The sequence below is a fragment of the Kitasatospora sp. NPDC058184 genome (assembly GCF_042883725.1).
GTDB lineage: Bacteria > Actinomycetota > Actinomycetes > Streptomycetales > Streptomycetaceae > Kitasatospora.
In genome coordinates, this window is sequence record NZ_JBHVVE010000001.1 from 581,515 (window position 1) to 599,191 (window position 17,677).

At 73.1% G+C, this 17,677-nt stretch carries 8 protein-coding genes; 3 read left to right on the forward strand and 5 right to left on the reverse strand.

Features of this window, described 5'->3' with window-relative positions:
- Positions 1–259: 259 nt before the first annotated feature.
- A complete protein-coding gene (pulA, locus tag ACFVXH_RS02655) occupies positions 260–5,794 on the reverse strand; it encodes a pullulanase-type alpha-1,6-glucosidase (RefSeq protein ID WP_387819725.1) in 5,535 nt (1,844 codons plus the stop codon).
- Between the two features lie 318 nt (positions 5,795–6,112).
- Here pulA and ACFVXH_RS02660 point away from each other — a divergent pair, with 318 nt between their 5' ends.
- Positions 6,113–7,081 (forward strand): phosphatase PAP2 family protein, encoded by a 969-nt coding sequence (locus ACFVXH_RS02660; protein WP_387819727.1) that lies wholly within the window; start codon positions 6,113–6,115, stop codon positions 7,079–7,081.
- Between the two features lie 76 nt (positions 7,082–7,157).
- Here the strand turns inward: ACFVXH_RS02660 and ACFVXH_RS02665 are convergent, their stop codons facing one another.
- Positions 7,158–10,184, reverse strand: a complete 3,027-nt coding sequence (locus ACFVXH_RS02665; RefSeq protein ID WP_375874044.1) for a bifunctional [glutamine synthetase] adenylyltransferase/[glutamine synthetase]-adenylyl-L-tyrosine phosphorylase — start codon at positions 10,182–10,184, stop codon at positions 7,158–7,160.
- A gap of 196 nt (positions 10,185–10,380) precedes the next feature.
- Between ACFVXH_RS02665 and ACFVXH_RS02670 the strand changes: the two genes are divergently transcribed.
- Positions 10,381–11,589 carry an acyltransferase family protein gene (locus ACFVXH_RS02670; RefSeq protein WP_387819729.1) on the forward strand — a complete coding sequence of 403 codons (1,209 nt, stop codon included), beginning with the start codon at positions 10,381–10,383 and terminating at the stop codon, positions 11,587–11,589.
- Here ACFVXH_RS02670 and ACFVXH_RS02675 read toward each other — a convergent pair.
- Both ACFVXH_RS02675 and glnA read right to left on the reverse strand, forming a co-directional pair.
- The gene (locus tag ACFVXH_RS02675) at positions 11,556–12,962 is read right to left on the reverse strand and encodes a hypothetical protein (protein ID WP_387819731.1); all 1,407 of its coding nucleotides are present in this window, start codon (positions 12,960–12,962) and stop codon (positions 11,556–11,558) included. The two genes, ACFVXH_RS02670 and ACFVXH_RS02675, sit on opposite strands and share 34 nt — an antisense overlap.
- 182 nt (positions 12,963–13,144) lie before the next feature.
- Entirely contained in the window at positions 13,145–14,506 is a 1,362-nt protein-coding gene (gene glnA / locus ACFVXH_RS02680) for a type I glutamate--ammonia ligase (RefSeq protein ID WP_049652796.1), read from the reverse strand.
- Between the two features lie 174 nt (positions 14,507–14,680).
- Here glnA and ACFVXH_RS02685 point away from each other — a divergent pair, with 174 nt between their 5' ends.
- Positions 14,681–16,435: an NAD+ synthase gene (locus ACFVXH_RS02685; RefSeq protein WP_387819733.1), complete on the forward strand. Its 1,755-nt coding sequence runs from the start codon at positions 14,681–14,683 to the stop codon at positions 16,433–16,435.
- A 33-nt stretch (positions 16,436–16,468) separates the two neighbouring features.
- On the opposite strand, the gene ACFVXH_RS02690 is transcribed toward ACFVXH_RS02685, so the two are convergent.
- A complete protein-coding gene (locus ACFVXH_RS02690; protein WP_387819734.1) occupies positions 16,469–17,524 on the reverse strand; it encodes an endonuclease/exonuclease/phosphatase family protein in 1,056 nt (351 codons plus the stop codon).
- Positions 17,525–17,677 lie beyond the last annotated feature (153 nt).

Sequence of the window (17,677 nt, forward strand, 5' to 3'; positions counted from 1 at the left end):
ACCAGCACTCAGGGCCGGTTCCGGCCCCGGCGGGTGGCCGACAGCGCCCGGCAGACCCGGCACGTCACAGTTCCGGCCGTGCCATCAACGGTTTCCGGCCATCGTGCGTCCGGAACGCAACCGTGCCCCCGACGACCGCGACCGGGCCCCGCACCACCTGAACAGTGGTACGGGGCCCGGGAGTTGTCGGGGTGTACGAATCAGTGTCGGACGGGTCGGCGCCGGAACGAACCGGTGCCGACCGGTCGGCGACGGCGGGTCAGCGCTGGACGAACACCGCCACGGTGCGGCCCGGCACGGTGAAGGTACCGGTCGCGGCGTCGAAGCCGGACCGCTGCACCACCCGGTCCGCCCCGCCCGCCTGGACGGGGTGCAGCGCCTGGCCGGTGCCCTTCAGCGCCGGCACGGTCTGCGCCTGCGCCGTGGGCGTGGCGTTGAAGACCACCGTGACGCCCTTCTCCGCCCCCGGCAGCCCGGTGCCGTCCAGGTGCAGGGTGATCACCCCGGGCGTCTCACCGGCGGTGCCGGAGAGCGGGTAGGAGAGCCGCTGCTGGACGGCGGCCAGGCTCGGCAGCGAGAACAGCGGCGAGGACTGCTTGATCCGCAGGAACTCCTGGTACTGCGCCGAGGCCGACCGGATGTCGGCCGCGCCGACGGTCAGCTCCGGGTTCGCCAGCAGGGACCGGGCGGCCGGCCACTGCTCCTGGTTGTCCTTCGCCATCGGCAGGCCGCGGCCCCAGCCGTTGCCCTGGGCCGGGTCCCAGTGGATCGCGTTGAACCAGTCCCCCGAGTCGTAGGAGTTGGAGTCGAGCGACTTGGAGCGCAGCAGGTCGCTGCCGGCCTGGGCGAAGCCCGCGCCCTGGGTGAGCGCGGTCAGCGAGAGCCCGAGCGCCTGCATCCGGGCCCGGTCGGCGGGCGCGGTGCCGGTCGGCAGCTTGTACGCGAGCGCGTCGAAGAGGTCGGTGTTGTCGTGGGCGTCCACGTACTCCACCGCCTCGCCGGGCTTGGCCGCGTACCCGGTCGGGGCGCCGTTGTAGTCGACCTGGGCGCCGGTGACGGGCTTTCCGGAGCTGTCGGTGAAGGAGTAGCCGGCCAGGTTGCCGGTCAGCCCGACCTTCAGCTGGTCCATCTGGTGCAGCAGCCGGGCCTTCTGCTCCTCCGGGGTGCCGTTCGCGGCGGAGCCGTTCGGGTCGGTGTACAGGCCCGAGGCGAAGCCCTGCTGCGGGGCGGAGTTCAGCATGAAGTTGCCGCCGCGGGCGGCGTCCCGGATCCGGTCGTCGAAGGTGGCGATGCCGGTGCCGGCCATGTTCTGCTGGGTGGCCTGCTCGAACCGGGCGTTGTTCGCGACGGCGCCGAAGTTCCAGCCCTCGCCGTAGAGGAACACGTTCTTCCCGTCCACGCCGTCCGAGTCCGGCGTCATCTTCCGCAGCGCGGCCTGCACGTCCAGCATGGTGGACTTCGGGTCCAGGCCCATCAGGTCGAAGCGGAAGCCGTCCACCTTGTACTCGCGGGCCCACAGCGTCACCGAGTCGACCACCAGCCGGTTCATCATGGCGTGCTCGGGCGCGGTGTCGGCGCAGCAGCTGTCCGCCGTCACCTTGCCGTCGGCGTCCAGCCGCTGGTAGTAGCCGGGAACCACCTTGTCCAGCACCGAGTGCTCGGCCTGGCCACTGGCGGCGGTGTGGTTGTAGACCACGTCGAGCACCACCCGCAGCCCGGCCGCGTGCATCGCCTGCACCATCTGCCGGAACTGCACCGTGCGGGCGACCCCGTTCGGGTCGGTGGCGTACGAGCCCTCCGGCACGTTGTAGTGCAGCGGGTCGTAGCCCCAGTTGTACGCGTCGTCGGCGGCCACGGCCGCCACGCACTCCTGCTGCTTCGGGCCGTCCGCCGGAAGGGACTTGAGGTCGCAGGCCGGCAGCTTCTGGTCGGCCCGGTTCTCCCGGACGGTGGCGATGTCGAAGGTCGGCAGCAGGTGGACCGTGGTCACCCCGGCCTTGGCCAGGTCCCGCAGGTGCCGCATGCCGGCCGAGTCCGACTCGGTGAACGCCAGGTAGGTGCCGCGCTCGGCGGCCGGAACGGTGGGGTCCTCCACCGAGAAGTCCCGGACGTGCAGTTCCTGGATCTGCTGCTGCGCGGGCGGGACGGCCTGCGGGCGGGCGTGGTCGTCCCAGCCCGCGGGCTTGAGCGCCTTGGCGTCGAGGTCGGCGACCAGGCTGCGCCGGGAGTCGGTGGACAGCGCCACCGAGTACGGGTCGGTGACGGTGTTGACCACCAGCTGCTGGGTGGACGGCGCCCAGACCTTCACCTGGTACAGGTAGTACCTGCCGTCCAACTCGCCCTTGTCGCGGACGACTTCCCAGACGCCGGTCTCGTCGTCGAGCTTCAGCGGCAGCGTCTTCGGGGTGCCCCCGGTGGCGCTGTCGAAGACCTGGACGGAGACCTCCTGCGCGGTCGGCGCCCAGAGCGACAGCGCCACCTTGCCGTTGTAGTAGGCCGGGCCGAAGTCGACCTTGCCGGTCCGCCCGGCGTACAGGTCGTCCAGCACTCCCGGGGTCTGCACCCCGGTGCCGGCCAGGACGGCGCCGCTGGGCAGGTGTTCGGTGAACAGCAGCTGGCCGCGGAGTGCGGCCGGGACGCGGGCGGCGTCCCTGGGGTCCACGGTGAAGGCCCGGTAGCCCGCCAGGTGCGGGTACTCGGCCTTCTGCGCGTCGGTCAGCCCGCCCTTGGCCGGGGTGAGCCGCAGCCACTTGCCGGGCTTGGTCAGCGCGCCCTTGTCGGCCCGGATGCCGCCCTCGGGGTCGTAGACCAGCTGGGCGCTGGTGCCGCCGGCCAGGGCGTCGTCGCCCGCGCCGTAGTTCGCCGGGACGACGACGGTCCTCGCGTCGATCCACTGGGCCTTGGCGCCGGTGAGGTCGATCTGCGAGGAGGCGGCCGGGTTCTGCGGCAGCAGGTAGCCCTCGCGGCCGCCGAGCACCCAGACCTCCTTGCCGTTGACGGCGAGGTCCAGCGACTGGTCGGCGGGCAGGTCCTTGTCGTTGCCCTTGTGCAGGATGTAGCTGAGGCTGGTCGCCCCGGGGGCGAGCGGCACCTCGAAGACGGCGCCGAAGGCGTCGCGGCGGGCCGGGGTCAGCGGCTTGCCCCAGTCGGTCGGGGTGGCGGCGCCGGTCCAGTCGTGCAGGCCCCAGCCGTCGTAGTCGCCGTCGGCCCGGTTGTAGTGGATGACGGCGGTGTTCGCCGGCTGGCCAGGACCGGTCGACCCAGCCGGCGGCCCCGGGTCGGCGGTGCGCACCGCCGGGTCGCCCTGCCGGAGCCACACCTCGCCGGTGCTGCCGACGTCGAGGTGCCGGTCGGCGTCGACGTCCTTGACGCCGTCCTTCTCCACGATGAAGCCGACGTCCGAGGCGCCGGGCTTGAGCTTCACGTACGCGAAGGCGCCGTACGCGTCCCGCCCGGTGAAGGCGTGCCCGGCCGGCCACGGGGTGGCCTCGCCGTCGGCGAGGTCGCCCCAGGCGTAGAGGTTCCAGCCGTCGTAGTCGCCGTCCGGACGGTTGTAGTGGACGACGGCGTACGGGCGGGAGCCGGCGGTGGGCGCGGGCTTGGGCGCGGGGGTGCCGGTGGTGAAGCTCGCGGTGGCGGAGCGCAGGTGGCCGCTGGAGTCCCGGACGACGGCCTTGTAGCGGACCACCGTGCCGGGGGCGACGGCGGCCAGGTCCTGGGTGACCTTGTACCCGCCGTTGTCGGCGGTGCCCAGGGTCTGCCAGGGCCCGTTGCCGATCTGGGCGGCGAAGCTCACCCGGTTGAAGCCGCCGTCCGTGGTGGCGCCGACCGTGACGAGCCCGGTCGAGCCGTCCGCGGGCGGCTGCACCGAGAGCTGGGGCGCGGCGGCCACCGGCGCGAGCCGGCCGCCCGCCTTGAGGACGAGCGAGGACAGCGCGGGCACGGTGACCGTCACCTTGCGGTCGGCGCCGCTGGTGACGCGGGCGCCCGCCGCCGGGTAGACCGGGTCGAAGCCCATCCCCGCCGAGAAGGTGTCCAGGGTGACGGTCTTCGCCTCGGCGGCGTTGTTGACCGCGACCAGGTACTCGACCTGCTGCCCGGCGTCGATCCGGGAGAAGGCGTACGCGCCGGCGCCGTCGGCGGCGTACCGCTCGATCTGGGCGCCGTCGGCCAGGGCCGGGTTGTCGCGGCGCAGCTTGGCCAGTCCGGCGATGCCCTGGTAGAGCTCGCCGCCCTGCCCGTACCGGTCGGCCGGGCCGGAGGGGCCGCCGAGCACCCGGTCGCCGTTGTAGGAGGCCGTCTTCGAGGCGAACAGGTCCTGCCGGGCGTCCTTGTCGCCGCCCGCGCCGGTGAAGCCCTGCTCGTCGCCGTAGTAGACGACGGGCTGGCCGCGGGTGAGGAACTGCAGCTCGTTGCCGAGCCGGTCCTTCCTGAGCAGGGTGGCGTCGTCGGCGCCCGGGTTGTCGGCGAGCAGGAAGGAGCCGAAGCGGCCCATGTCGTGGTTGCCGAGGAAGGTGGGCAGCTCGTACGCGTCGGTGTCGGCGCTGGTGTAGCGGTAGTCCTGGGCGTAGACGTCGGCGAGGCCGCGCGCCGAGCCGCCCTGCGAGACGTAGGAGCGGGCCGCGCCCTGGAACGGGAAGTCCAGGGTGGCCTGGAGCCTGCCCTTGGTGACGTACGGCGAGGTGACCGCCGGGTCGCCGGAGTAGACCTCGCCGAACATGAAGAACTTCTTGTTGCCCTGCTTGGCGGCGAAGTCCTTGAGCGCGGGGGCCCACTGCTGCCAGAACGCCATGTTGACGTGCTTGACGGTGTCGATCCGGAAGCCGTCCACGCCGGCGTCCTTGACCCACTGCTGGTAGACCTTCTCGAAGCCCTTCACCACCTTGGGGTTCTGGGTGTCGAGGTCGTCCAGGCCGCTGAAGTCGCCCTCGGTGGCGGACTCGCCGACGAAGGTCGAGTCGCCCCGGTTGTGGTAGAGCGCCGGGTCGTTGAGCCAGGACGGGGTCTTGGCCGCGGCGTCGGCCGGGGTGCGGAAGACCGGGGTGTAGGGGAAGGAGTCCTTGGTGGTCCGCGGCCAGGGGGCGCCCGCGTCGGCGACGGCGGTCTCGTCCACCGGGTTCCCGTCCGCGTCGAGCGTCGGGTAGGCGCCGGCGGAGCGGTAGCCGTACTGCTTCTCGGCGTAGTCGATGACGTCGGCGGTGTGGTTGGTGATGACGTCGAAGAAGACCTTGATGCCGCGGGCGTGCGCCTTGGCTATCAGCTCCTTGAGCTGCTCGTTGGTGCCGAAGTGCGGGTCGACCTGGGTGAAGTCGGTGATCCAGTAGCCGTGGTACCCGGCCGAGGCGTCGGCCCCGCTGCCCTGCACCGGCTTGTTCTTGAAGATCGGGGCCAGCCAGATCGCGGTGGTGCCGAGGTCCTGGACGTAGTCGAGCCGCTGGATCAGCCCGGCCAGGTCGCCGCCGTGGTAGAAGCCCTTGTCCGCGGGGTCGAAGCCGTTCTCCAGCCGCCCCCCGGTGATGCCTCCGGCGTCGTTGGCGGTGTCGCCGTTGGCGAAGCGGTCGGGCAGGACGAAGTAGAACTGCTCCCGGGTGAGGTCGTGCCGCCCGGCGGTGGCCGCCAGCGCGGCGTCCGAGGGCGGGGCAGGCGGGGCGGCGGCGAGGGCCGCGGGGGCGCTGCCGAGGGTGGCGGCGGTCAGGGCCGCGGCCAGCAGGACGGCCGTGCGGCCCGGGGGTCTGCGGCGGCCAGGGGTTCGTTCGGCAGTGCTCCGTCGGGGGCGGAGCGGGGCATCGGCCACTGAGGGCTCCCTTAGGGGGAAGGGGCGATCGATTTCCCAGGAAGCTAGCGGCCTGCAATATGTTTCAGCAAGATGCAGAAATCGTTTCGTCGCCGGAAGTTCCAGCTGGAGGACCGTCTCCGACCACCCCGATTACTCCCCTGGAGCGACGCGCGTGACAATGGGACGTATGTCCGTCCCACCGGTATGCACCCAACCCCCGAGCACCCCCTACCCCGGTGGGCGCCGGCCCCTACCCCTCAAGGGGGACAGCCGGTGAAGAATCCACTTCCAGAGGATGAGCAGACGGCTACGAGCGGTCTGGCAGACTTGCCGTCCATGGGGGAACCGACCGAGATCCAGCGAGGCGACGTACGGCGCGCCGACGCGGCCAGCGGTGGCGGTTCCGAAGCAGCGAAGGCCGTCCCCGGCCGCCTGCCCGATGGAGCCACCCGTGCCGCCCAGTCCCGTACCGCCGCCCTGCGCAGCCGCATCAGCGCCCAGCGCCGCTCACCGGCCAGGCCGCGGATCTGGTTCGAGCTGGCGCTGATCGGGATCAGCTACTGGGTCTACTCGATCGTGCGCAACGCGGTTCCCGAACAGGAAGCGATAGCCCAGAAGCACGCGAGCTGGATCTGGGACCTGGAGCACCACCTCGGCATCGCCGTCGAGCGCTCGATCAACCACGCCGTGGACAGCGTCGGGTGGCTCATCACGGGGATGAACTACTACTACGCGACCCTGCACTTCGTGATCACGATAGGCGTGCTGGTCTGGCTCTACCGCAGCCACCCCGGGCGCTACGTCGCGGCCCGCACGGTGCTGTTCGTGACCACCGGGATCGCGCTGGTCGGCTTCTACTTCTTCCCGCTGGCCCCGCCCCGGCTGATGACCGACGGCGGCTTCATCGACACCGTGAAGGTCCACGGCACCTGGGGCTCGATGGCCTCCGGGCCCGCCGCGCACGTCTCCAACCAGTACGCGGCCATGCCCTCGATGCACATCGGCTGGTCGATGTGGTGCGGCCTGGCGATCTTCTTCCTGGCCCGCCGCACCTGGGTCAGGGTGCTCGGCCTGATGTACCCGGCCGCCACCCTGCTGGTGATCGTCTCCACCGCCAACCACTTCTGGATGGACGCCGTCGGCGGCGAGCTCTGCCTGATGGTGGGCTTCCTCACCGCCCGCTGGATGTACCACGAGTGGGTCTACCGGCTGCCGAAGGTGCCCGCCCGGGAGACGCCGGCCGACCGGCCGATCACCGTCCCGGAGCAGTGGAGCGAGCCCGCGGTCAGCAGCGCGCGCCGCTAGCGCCTGTCTTCGAAGGGGCCCCGACCGGGGCCCCTTTCGCGTACCCCGGGCGGGCCGTCCCCGTGCGCGGCCCCGGTCAGTCGGCGCCGTAGAACAGCCGGTCCACCACCGCCCGGGCCCGCCGGGTGGTCCGCCGGTAGTCGTCCAGCAGCTCGCCGCTGTGCCCGGAGCCGTACCCGAGGTAGCGGGCCACCCCCGCCAGCTCCCGGGCCTCCCCCGGGAAGCTGTCCCCGGGCCGCCCGCGCACCAGCATCACCGCCGCCCGCACCCGGGAGGCCAGCACCCAGGCCGTGTCCAGCACCTCGGCGTCCTCCGGCTCGACCAGCCCGGCCTCCGCGGCCGCGGCCAGCGCCGCCCTGGTCCGGGTGGTGCGCAGGGCCGGCAGCTCGTACCCGTGCCGGAGCTGCAGCAGCTGCACCGTCCACTCGACGTCCGCCAGCCCGCCCCGGCCGATCTTGGTGTGGGTGGTCGGGTCGGCCCCGCGCGGCAGCCGCTCGGCCTCGATCCGCGCCTTGATCCGGCGGATCTCCACCAGGTCCCGCTCCGGCACCCCGCCGCCGGGGTAGCGCAGCGGGTCGATCAGCTGTCGGAACCGCGCGCCCAGCTCCTCGTCCCCGGCCACCGGTTCGGCCCGCAGCAGCGCCTGGCTCTCCCAGGCGTGCGACCAGCGCCGGTAGTACGCCGCGTACGAGGCCAGGGTGCGCACCAGCGGGCCGCTGCGGCCCTCCGGCCGCAGGTCGGCGTCGACCAGCAGCGGCGGCTCGGTGGACGGCGCGCCCAGCTGGGCGCGCAGCTCGTGGCAGACCGCCTGGGCGGCCCGGGCGGCCGCCTCCTCCAGCGAGCCGAGCAGCGGCTCGTGGACGAAGAGCACGTCCGCGTCCGAGCCGTAGCCCAGTTCGTGGCCGCCGAAGCGGCCCATCGCGATCACCGCGATCCGGGTCGGCAGGTCCCCGTGCTCGGCCTCCCAGCCGGCCACGCAGGCGCGCAGCGCGCCGCCCAGGGTGGCGGCGTTGAGCGCGGTGAGCGCCTCCCCGGCGGTGTCCAGCGCCTCGGCCGGGTCCTCCCCGAGCCGCCCGAGCACGTCCGCGGCGGCGGTGCGGAACAGCTCTCGGCGGCGCACCGAGCGGGCGGCGGCCACCGCGGCGTGGGTGGACCCGGCCCGGCCGACGGCGGCCAGTATCTCCGACTGCAGCGCCGCCCGGCCGCGCGGTTCCAGGCCGTGCGGGTCGCCCAGCATGGCCACCGCCTCGGGGGCGCGCAGCAGCAGGTCGGGGGCGAGCCGGCCGGCCGACAGCACCCGGGCCAGCTGTTCGGCGGCGGCGCTCTCGTCGCGCAGCAGCCGCAGGTACCAGGGGGTGCGGCCGAGCGCGTCGGAGACCTGGCGGAAGTTGAGCAGCCCGGCGTCCGGGTCTGCGGACTCGGCGAACCAGCCGAGCAGCACCGGCAGCAGGGTGCGCTGGATCGCCGCCTTGCGGCTCACCCCGGAGGCGAGCGCGCTGAGGTGCCGCAGCGCGGCGGCCGGGTCCGCGTAGCCCAGCGCCTCCAGCCGGGCCCGTGCCGCCTCCGGGCTGAGCCCGGTGGCGCCCGGCGGAAGTTCGGCGACGGCGTCGAGCAGCGGCCGGTAGAACAGCTTCTCGTGCAGCCGCCGGACCTCCATCGCGTGCCGCTTCCACTCGCGCTGCAGCGCGGCCACCGGGTCGGCGCGGGTGTCGTCGTTGATCAGCGCCGCCAGTGAGCGGGCCAGCCGGCGCAGGTCCTCGGCCCCGGTGGGCATCAGGTGGGTGCGGCGCAGCCGGTACAGCTGGATGCGGTGCTCCAGTGAGCGCAGGAAGCGGTACGCGGCGTCCAGCGAGGCGGCGTCCGCCCGGCCGACGTAGCCGCCCCGGGAGAGCGCGGCCAGCGCCTCCAGGGTGTTGCCGCTGCGCAGCGCCGGGTCGGTGCGGCCGTGCACCAGTTGGAGCAGCTGGACGGAGAACTCGACGTCGCGCAGCCCGCCCGGGCCGAGCTTGAGCTGGCGGTCCAGCTCGGTGGCCGGGATGGAGTCGATCACCCGGCGGCGCATCTGCTGCACGTCGGCGACGAAGTTCTCCCGGGCGGCGGCCTGCCAGACCATCGGGGCGAGCGCCGCCACGTACGCGGCGCCGAGCTCCGCGTCCCCGGCGACCGGGCGGGCCTTGAGCAGCGCCTGGAACTCCCAGGTCTTGGCCCAGCGCTGGTAGTAGGCGAGGTGGCTGGCCAGGGTGCGCACCAGCGGGCCGTTGCGGCCCTCGGGGCGCAGGTTGGCGTCCACCGGCCAGATGGTGCCCTCGCCGGTGGTGTCCGCGCACAGCCGGGTGAGGGCGGCGGCCAGCCGGGTGGCGGCCTTGAGCGCCTCGTGCTCGTCCACGCCCTCGCGCGGCTCGGCGACGAAGACCACGTCCACGTCCGAGACGTAGTTGAGCTCGCGGCCGCCGCACTTGCCCATGCCGATCACGGCGAGCCGGCAGGCCGCGGCCGCCTCCGGGTCCTGCTCGGCGGCGAGGTCCAGGGCGGTCTGGAGGGTGGCGCCGGCCAGGTCGGCGAGTTCGGCGGCGGTCTGCGCGAGGTCGGTGGTGCCGGTGAGGTCGCGGGCGGCGATGGCGAGCAGGCAGCGGCGGTAGGCGACGCGCAGCGCGTTCGCGGGGCCGAGGGTGTCGTCCCGGACGCCCTCGGCGAGGGAGCGGCGGAAGTCCTCCGGGCCGGGGTGCATGTCGCGCAGTTCGAAGGTGACCAGCACGTGCCAGTCGTGCGGGTGCCGGGCCAGGTGGTCGCCGAGCGCGGTGGAGACGCCGAGCACGCCGAGCAGCCGGTCGCGCAGCGGCTTGGAGGTGGTGAGGGTGTCGCGCAGGGTGTGCCGGTCGGCCTCGTCGGCGGCCTCCAGCAGCCGGGACAGGCCGAGCAGCGCGAGGTCGGGGTCGGCGGTGGCGCCGAGCGCGTCCAGCAGCACGGGGTCGTCGGCCAGGCCCTCCAGCCCGGGGCCCTCCAACAGCCGCACCGCCCGCGCCGGGTCGGTGAACCCGCGCCGGACCAGCCGGTTCTCCGGCCGACTGACCCGGCTCCCGGCCCGCTGCTCCTCCACCGCCATCGGCCCCTCCATCCGTCCGCCCAGGGGCCCGTCCGGGCCTGGCAGGTCCGTCCGGGCCCTAGCAGGTTACGCGCCCCGGCACCCGGTCGCCGGACGCGACCGCCCGCCGCCGTCGGCGTGACCTCGGCCCCGCCGTGCTCGTTCACCCGGGCGCCGCCCCCGTCCCCCGCCCCCGTCCCCCGCCCCCGGAGCGCCGATGCCCACGACCGGCCCCAGCCGCCTGCCCTCGCTCACCGGGCTGCGCTTCTGGGCCGCCCTGCTGGTGGTGCTCTACCACCTCTCCCGCAAGGTGGGCGAGCTGCCGCTGCTCAGCCCGCTCGCCTGGTACGGCCGTTCGGGCGTGACGTTCTTCTTCGTGCTCTCCGGTTTCGTGCTGGCCTGGACGTACGGGGCCTCGCCCGCCCGGCCGTGGGTCTTCGCCCGCCGCCGGTTCGCCCGGATCTGGCCGCTGCACGTGCTGACCACCGCGCTGTCCCTGGGCGCGGACGCGGCGATCGGCGCGGTGCTGCCGGTGGCGGCGGCGCTCTGGTCGCTGGCGCTGGTGCACCCGTGGGCGCTGCCCACCCTGTACGGCGGCAACCCGGCCTCCTGGTCGCTGGGCGCCGAGGCCTGGTTCTACCTGCTGTTCCCGCCGCTGCTGCGCCTGCTGGCCCCGCGCCGGCGCGCCTGGCTGCCGCTCGCGGCCCTGTGCGCCGTGCTCGGCCCGGTGCTGTGGGCGGCCGGCGCCGTGCTGCCCGCCGACCCGACGGTGCGCGGCTGGCTGCTGGACTACCTGCCGCCGGCCCGGACCCCGCAGTTCGTCCTGGGCGTGGTCACCGGCCTGGCCGTGCGGCACGGCGTGCTCCCCCGGGCGCGCCTCCTGCGGCCGGGGCTCCTCCCGGCGGCCGCCGCCGTGTTGCTCTTCCACGTCCTGCTGGTCCCCTGGCACGCCGCCGTCCCGGACTCCTCCTGGTACGGCCCGTACAGCGCCTCCCAGTTGCTGTCCGCACCGCTGTTCGCCGCCCTGCTGGCGGCCGCCGCCCGGCGCGACACCGCCGGGGCCCCGCCCCGGCTGCTGGCGGGCCGGACGGCCGTACGGCTCGGCGAGTGGTCGTACGCCTGGTACCTGGTGCACGAGATCGGCGTCCGCTGCTGGCTGGCCGTCCAGGGCCGCCCGGCGCCGGGGGCCGCGACGCTCGGCGTCTGGCTGCTGCTGGCGGGCGGCTCGCTGGTGGCCGCGGGGGCCCTGTACCGCTGGGTGGAGCGCCCCTACGAGCGGCTGCTGCGCGGCGCCCCGCGGGGCCGGGACGCGGCGGCGCCGCTGCCGCCCCGCGCGGTGCGGGTGGTGCGGCAGCGGCGCCGTGGCCGGACGGTGGATCAGCCCTCGGCGGATCAGCCCTCGGTGGAGCCGTCCAGGTTGACGTAGGCGTAGAAGACGCCCAGGTCGTAGCCGTCCTTGTCGGTGTCGAACAGCACCTTGATGTCGGTGTCGCCGTTGCGCAGGAACGGCGAGATGTCCCAACGGTTGGAGTCGTAGCCGAAGTTGTTGCGGTTGTACGGGGTGCGGATGAACTGGTCGGCCGGGGTCAGCTCCTCGATGGTGGAGTTGAACGCGTCGTTGGAGGCGTGGTTGAGGTCCGAGAAGAGCGCCTGCGGGCCGTTGGTGGACTTGATGGCGAGGGTGTCGCCGGTCCACTTGAGGTCGCCGTCGTAGACGACGAAGCCGAGCTTGCCCGCGACCGGGCCGGCGGCGGGGGTCTGGAGCCCGGTGAGGTCGAACTCGCGCGGCGGGCTGTCCGGCAGCTCGACCCGGAAGCCGTCCCACAGGTGGATGTGCCGGTACGGCTTGCAGTCGTTCTCGTACGCGACCACGATCGTCCAGCCGCCCCAGCTGTGCGGCTTCACCACCGAGTCCATGTTGGCGACGGTGTAGGTGCCGTTGCCGGCCTGCCGGACCAGGTCGGTGATGTCGGCGGAGGCCTGGTAGCTGCTCTCCACGTCGGTGGTGATGTAGCCGATCGAGGGCTGGTCGTTGGCGATGTTGCGGTACTGGCCCTCGCCCGGGACCTTCAGGTACACCTCGTCGATCTGGTTCTCCGGCAGCACGACGTCGTCGATGCCGCGGGTGCCGCCCCAGTACAGCCGGGCGTACTTGACCCGGGAGCCGTCGATCAGGCCCAGGTCGGCGGAGCTGGCGGAGTAGATCCCGTCGCCGAGCGGGCCGACCGAGCCCGGGTCGATGTTGATGTACTTCATCTCGTACTTGTTGTTGATCGGCCGGGAGCCGAGGCCCTTGCGGGCGTCCTCGCAGGACGGCTGCTCCGGGTCGAGCGGCGCCTTCGTCTCGTCGCAGGTCATCAGCGAGTTGCTGATCCGGGTGATGGAGCCGTGGAAGTCGCCCTCGAAGCGGGTGGTGAACGGCAGCTGGTTCTCGGCGATCGTGGTGGCCCGCTGCTGCGGGCGGTGCGGCTGCGGCGACTGCAGCGCCTGGAACGACTGGAGCGGGTTCTTCGACTGCAACGACTGCAGCAGCTCCAGCGGGTTCTTCGGGTGCAGCGGGAGCTGCGAGCTCTGCGAGTTCTGCGGGCTCTGCGCGCCCTGTGGGGCCTGCGAGTTCTGCGAGTTCTGCGGGTACTGCGCACCCGCGTTCGCACCGGTGCCCGTACCCGAACCGCGGGCGTCGGCGACGGTCGGGACGGCCAGCAGCTGGCCCGCGACGGCGGCCACGGCGGCACCCACGACGCAGGTCCGGCGGACGAGCAGTCGGGTGGCGGCGGCGCGACTGACGGAGGAGGTCATGTGATCCTCTTTCAGGATGAAACGGACATTCAGGCCCCATCGGACCATGACACCCGGTCATACAAGCTTCACATTCCGCCACCGCGACCGGCGATCCGTCGCAGATCCACTCCATAGGACGGCCCGCCGTCGTCCCTTCGGGCGACAGCGGGCCGGAAACGGTTTGAGCGGCCGTCAGCCGCTCACAGCACCTGGAGGTTCTTCCGCAGCTCGAACGGGGTGACCTCGGAGCGGTACTCCTCCCACTCCTTGTGCTTGTTGCGCAGGAAGAAGTCGAAGACGTGCTCGCCGAGGGTCTCGGCGACGAGCTCGCTGCGCTGCATCAGGTCGATGGCCTCGCCGAGGTTCTGCGGCATCGGCTGGATGCCGAGGGCGCGGCGCTCGGAGTCGGTCAGCGCCCACACGTCGTCGTCGGCGCCGGGCGGGAGCTCGTAGCCCTCCTCGATGCCCTTCAGGCCGGCCGCGAGGGTGACGGCGTAGGCGAGGTACGGGTTGCAGCCGGTGTCCAGGGAGCGGACCTCGATCCGGGTGGAGCCCTGCTTGCCCGGCTTGTACATCGGCACCCGGATCAGCGCCGAGCGGTTGTTGTGGCCCCAGCAGATGTACGAGGGCGCCTCGCCGCCGGCCCCGGCGGTGCGCTGGGAGCCGCCCCAGATCCGCTTGTAGGAGTTCACCCACTGGTTGGTGACGGCGGCCGTCTCGGCGGCGTGCTTCAGCAGCCCGGCGATGAAGGACCGGCCGACCTTGGAGAGCTGGTACTCGGCACCGGACTCGTGGAAGGCGTTGCGGTCGCCCTCGAACAGCGAGACGTGGGTGTGCATGCCGCTGCCGGGGTGCTCGGAGAACGGCTTGGGCATGAAGCTCGCGTGCACGCCCTGCTCCAGCGCGACCTCCTTCATGACCAGCCGGAAGGTCATGATGTTGTCGGCGGTGGAGAGCGCGTCGGCGTAGCGCAGGTCGATCTCCTGCTGGCCGGGGGCGCCCTCGTGGTGCGAGAACTCGACCGAGATGCCCATCGACTCCAGCATGGTGATCGCCTGGCGGCGGAAGTCGTGGCCCACCCCGCGCGGGGTGTGGTCGAAGTAGCCGGACTGGTCGGCGGGGATCGGCGGGGTGCCGTCGCCGGGCAGGTTCTTCAGCAGGAAGAACTCGATCTCCGGGTGTGTGTAGAAGGTGAAGCCCTGCTCGGAGGCCTTCTCCAGGGTGCGCTTGAGCACGAACCGGGGGTCGGCGAAGGAGGGCGAGCCGTCCGGCATCAGGATGTCGCAGAACATCCGGGCGGTGCCCGGGGTCTCCGAGCGCCACGGCAGGATCTGGAAGGTGGTCGGATCCGGCTTGGCGATCATGTCGGACTCGTACACCCGGGCGAACCCCTCGATCGCCGAGCCGTCGAACCCGATGCCCTCCTCGAAGGCCTGCTCCAGCTCGGCCGGCGCCACCGCGACCGACTTCAGGAAGCCGAGCACGTCGGTGAACCACAGCCGGACGAACCGGATGTCACGCTCTTCGAGCGTCCGAAGCACGAACTGCTGCTGCTTGCCCATGGGGACAGTCTCACCTCTGCTCTTTACGCTCGTGTTACGCCCCGGAGGCCGTGGAAAGACCTCGTAAAGCGGTTGCCCCCATCATGGCCGATCCCCGCCCGGCCCGGCAGTGCCGACCCCCGCCGCCGACCCCTGCCCAGGACATCGCGTCAGTTAGACGATTACACTCGGGGCATGCCCAATCTCCGTCTCGCCCTGTGCCAGACCGACCCCTGGGTCGGCGACCTCGCCCGCAACGGCGACGAGGTGGTGCGCCGGACCAAGCAGGCCGTGGAGGCCGGCGCGCAGCTGGTCGCCTTCCCCGAGATGGCCCTCACCGGGTACCCGGTGGAGGACCTCGCCCTGCGCCACTCCTTCGTCGAGGCCTCCCGCGCCGCGCTGGTCGCCCTAGCCGCCCGGCTGGCGGCGGAGGGGCTGGGCGGGGTCCCGGTGGTGGTCGGCTACCTCGGGCGCTCCGAGCACGCCTCGCCGCGCTTCAACCGCCCGGCCGGCTCCCCGCAGAACTGCGCCGCCGTGCTGCACCGGGGCGAGGTGGTGACCCGCTTCGCCAAGCACCACCTGCCCAACTACGGCGTGTTCGACGAGTTCCGCTGGTTCGTCCCGGGCGACCAGCTGCCGGTGCTGCGGCTGCACGGGGTGGACGTCGCGCTGGCGATCTGCGAGGACATCTGGCAGGACGGCGGCCGGGTCACCGCCGCCCGCGAGGCCGGCGCCGGGCTGCTCCTGGTGGTCAACGGCTCCCCGTACGAGCGGAACAAGGACGACCAGCGGCTGGAGCTGGTGCGGCGCCGGGCCGCCGAGGCGGGCTGCGCCCTGGCGTACGTCAACATGGTCGGCGGCCAGGACGAGCTGGTCTTCGACGGCGACTCGATCGTGGTCGGCGCGGACGGTGAAGTCCTGGCCCGCGCCCCGCAGTTCGAGGAGCACCTGCTGGTGCTGGACCTCGACCTGCCGGCCGCCGCCGGCGACGACACCGACGGCCTGCTGCTCGGCGACGGGCTGCACCTGGTCCGTACCGAGCTGGGCGGCGAGCCGCAGGCCGCGCCCGCCGGACCGCTCACCGCCGGGGTGGCGCCGCGGCTGTCCGACGAGGCCGAGATCTGGGCCGCGCTGGTCTCCGGCACCCGGGCGTACGTGGCCAAGAACGGCTTCGACTCCGTGCTGATCGGCCTGTCCGGCGGCATCGACTCGGCACTGGTGGCCGCGATCGCGGTGGACGCCGTCGGCGCGCCGAACGTGCACTGCGTCTCGATGCCCAGCCGCTACTCCTCCCAGCACTCCCGGGACGACGCGGCCGAGCTGGCCCGCCGGACCGGGCTGCGCTTCCGGACCGTCTCCATCGCCCCGATGTTCGACGCCTACCTGGGCGCCGTCGAGCTGACCGGCCTGGCCGAGGAGAACCTCCAGTCCCGGCTTCGCGGCACCCTGCTGATGGCGATCTCCAACCAGGAGGGGCACCTGGTGCTCGCGCCCGGCAACAAGAGCGAGCTGGCGGTCGGCTACTCGACCCTGTACGGCGACTCGGTGGGCGCCTACGGGCCCGTCAAGGACGTCTACAAGTCGCTGGTCTTCCGGCTGGCGCGCTGGCGCAACGAGGAGGCCGGGCGGCGTGGCGAGGTGCCGCCGATCCCGGAGCACACCATCACCAAGCCGCCGTCCGCCGAGCTGCGGCCGGACCAGGTGGACACCGACTCGCTGCCCGACTACGACCTGCTGGACAGCCTGCTGGCCCGCTACATCGAGGGCGACGAGGGCCGGGACGCGATCGTGGCGGCCGGCTTCGACCCGGCCCTGGTGGACCGGGTGGTCCGGCTGGTCGACACCGCCGAGTACAAGCGGCGCCAGTACCCGCCGGGCCCGAAGATCTCGGCCAAGAACTTCGGCCGGGACCGCCGCCTGCCGATCACCAACCGCTGGCGCCGCGGCTGACCCCCACCCGGCCAGCGCTCACCCGGCCGGCCCTCAGGAGGAGTACCGGTAGGTGGCGGCCACCGGGAGGTGGTCGCTGCCGTCCCGGGGCAGGGTGCGGGAGTCCACCGGCTTCAGCCCGCCCTTGCTCATGATCTGGTCGATCCGGGCCATCGGGAAGGCGGCCGGCCAGCTGAAGCCGAAGCCGTCCCCGGCGGCGCCCTGGGCCGAGCGCATCTGCGAGGTGACCGGCGCCAGGCTGCGGTCGTTCATGGTGCCGTTGAGGTCGCCGAGCAGCAGGACCTTCTTCAGCGGCTCGGCCTGGATCGCGTCGCCGAGCGCCTGCGCGCTGACGTCCCGCTGGTTGACGGTGAAGCCGCCCTCGGCCTTCAGCCGCACCGAGGGCAGGTGCGCGACGTACACCGCGACCGGGCCCTGCGGGGTGGTGACCTCGGCCCGGAAGGCCCTGGTCCAGCCGATCTTCAGGTCCACCGGGGTGACGTCGCCGATCGGGTACTTCGACCAGAGCCCGACGGTGCCCTCCACGGTGTGGTGCGGGTAGGCGGCGGCGAGCCCGGTCTCGTACGAGCGCAGCTGCTTGCCGGCCAGCTCCTGCAGGGCGACGATCTGGGCGCCGGAGTCCACCAGGGTGCGGACGGTGCCCGGCACGTCGGTGTTGGCGGCGGCGACGTTGTGGCTGACCACCATCCAGTCGCCCTTGCCGCCGCTCTTGTCGCTCAGCAGGCCGCCGAACAGGTTGGCCCAGAGCACGACGGGCAGCAGCAGGGCGATCAGCGCGGTGGCGGAGCGGCGCAGCAGCGCGGGCACCAGCAGCACCGGGACGGCCAGGCCCAGCCAGGGCAGGAAGGTCTCCAGCAGGCTGCCGAGGTTGCCGGCGCTGTTGGGGACCTCGGCGTGCAGGGCGATCAGCGCGGCGGTGAGCACGGCCAGCGCGGCGACCACCAGGCCGCGCCGCCAGGTGGTGCTGCCGCGGGCGTCCCGGCCCCAGTGGCGCAGGCCGAGGAAGCCGCCTCGACGCGACGCGGGGGCCGGGCCGTCGGCGCCGCCCCCTGGGGCCGCGATCCGTTCGGTCCTGTCCGCCTGCGCCATGAAGTGGCTCCCGTTCGCTCGTGCCGCCGCCGTTCCGGTACCCGGACCGTCGAAGGTGCGGGCACGACCGGACCGGTGCCGGTTTGATCGGATACCCGGCTCAGCCTATGCCGGGACAGACGTCGGGCCCGCTGAGCGGGTTCCGGCGTGGCC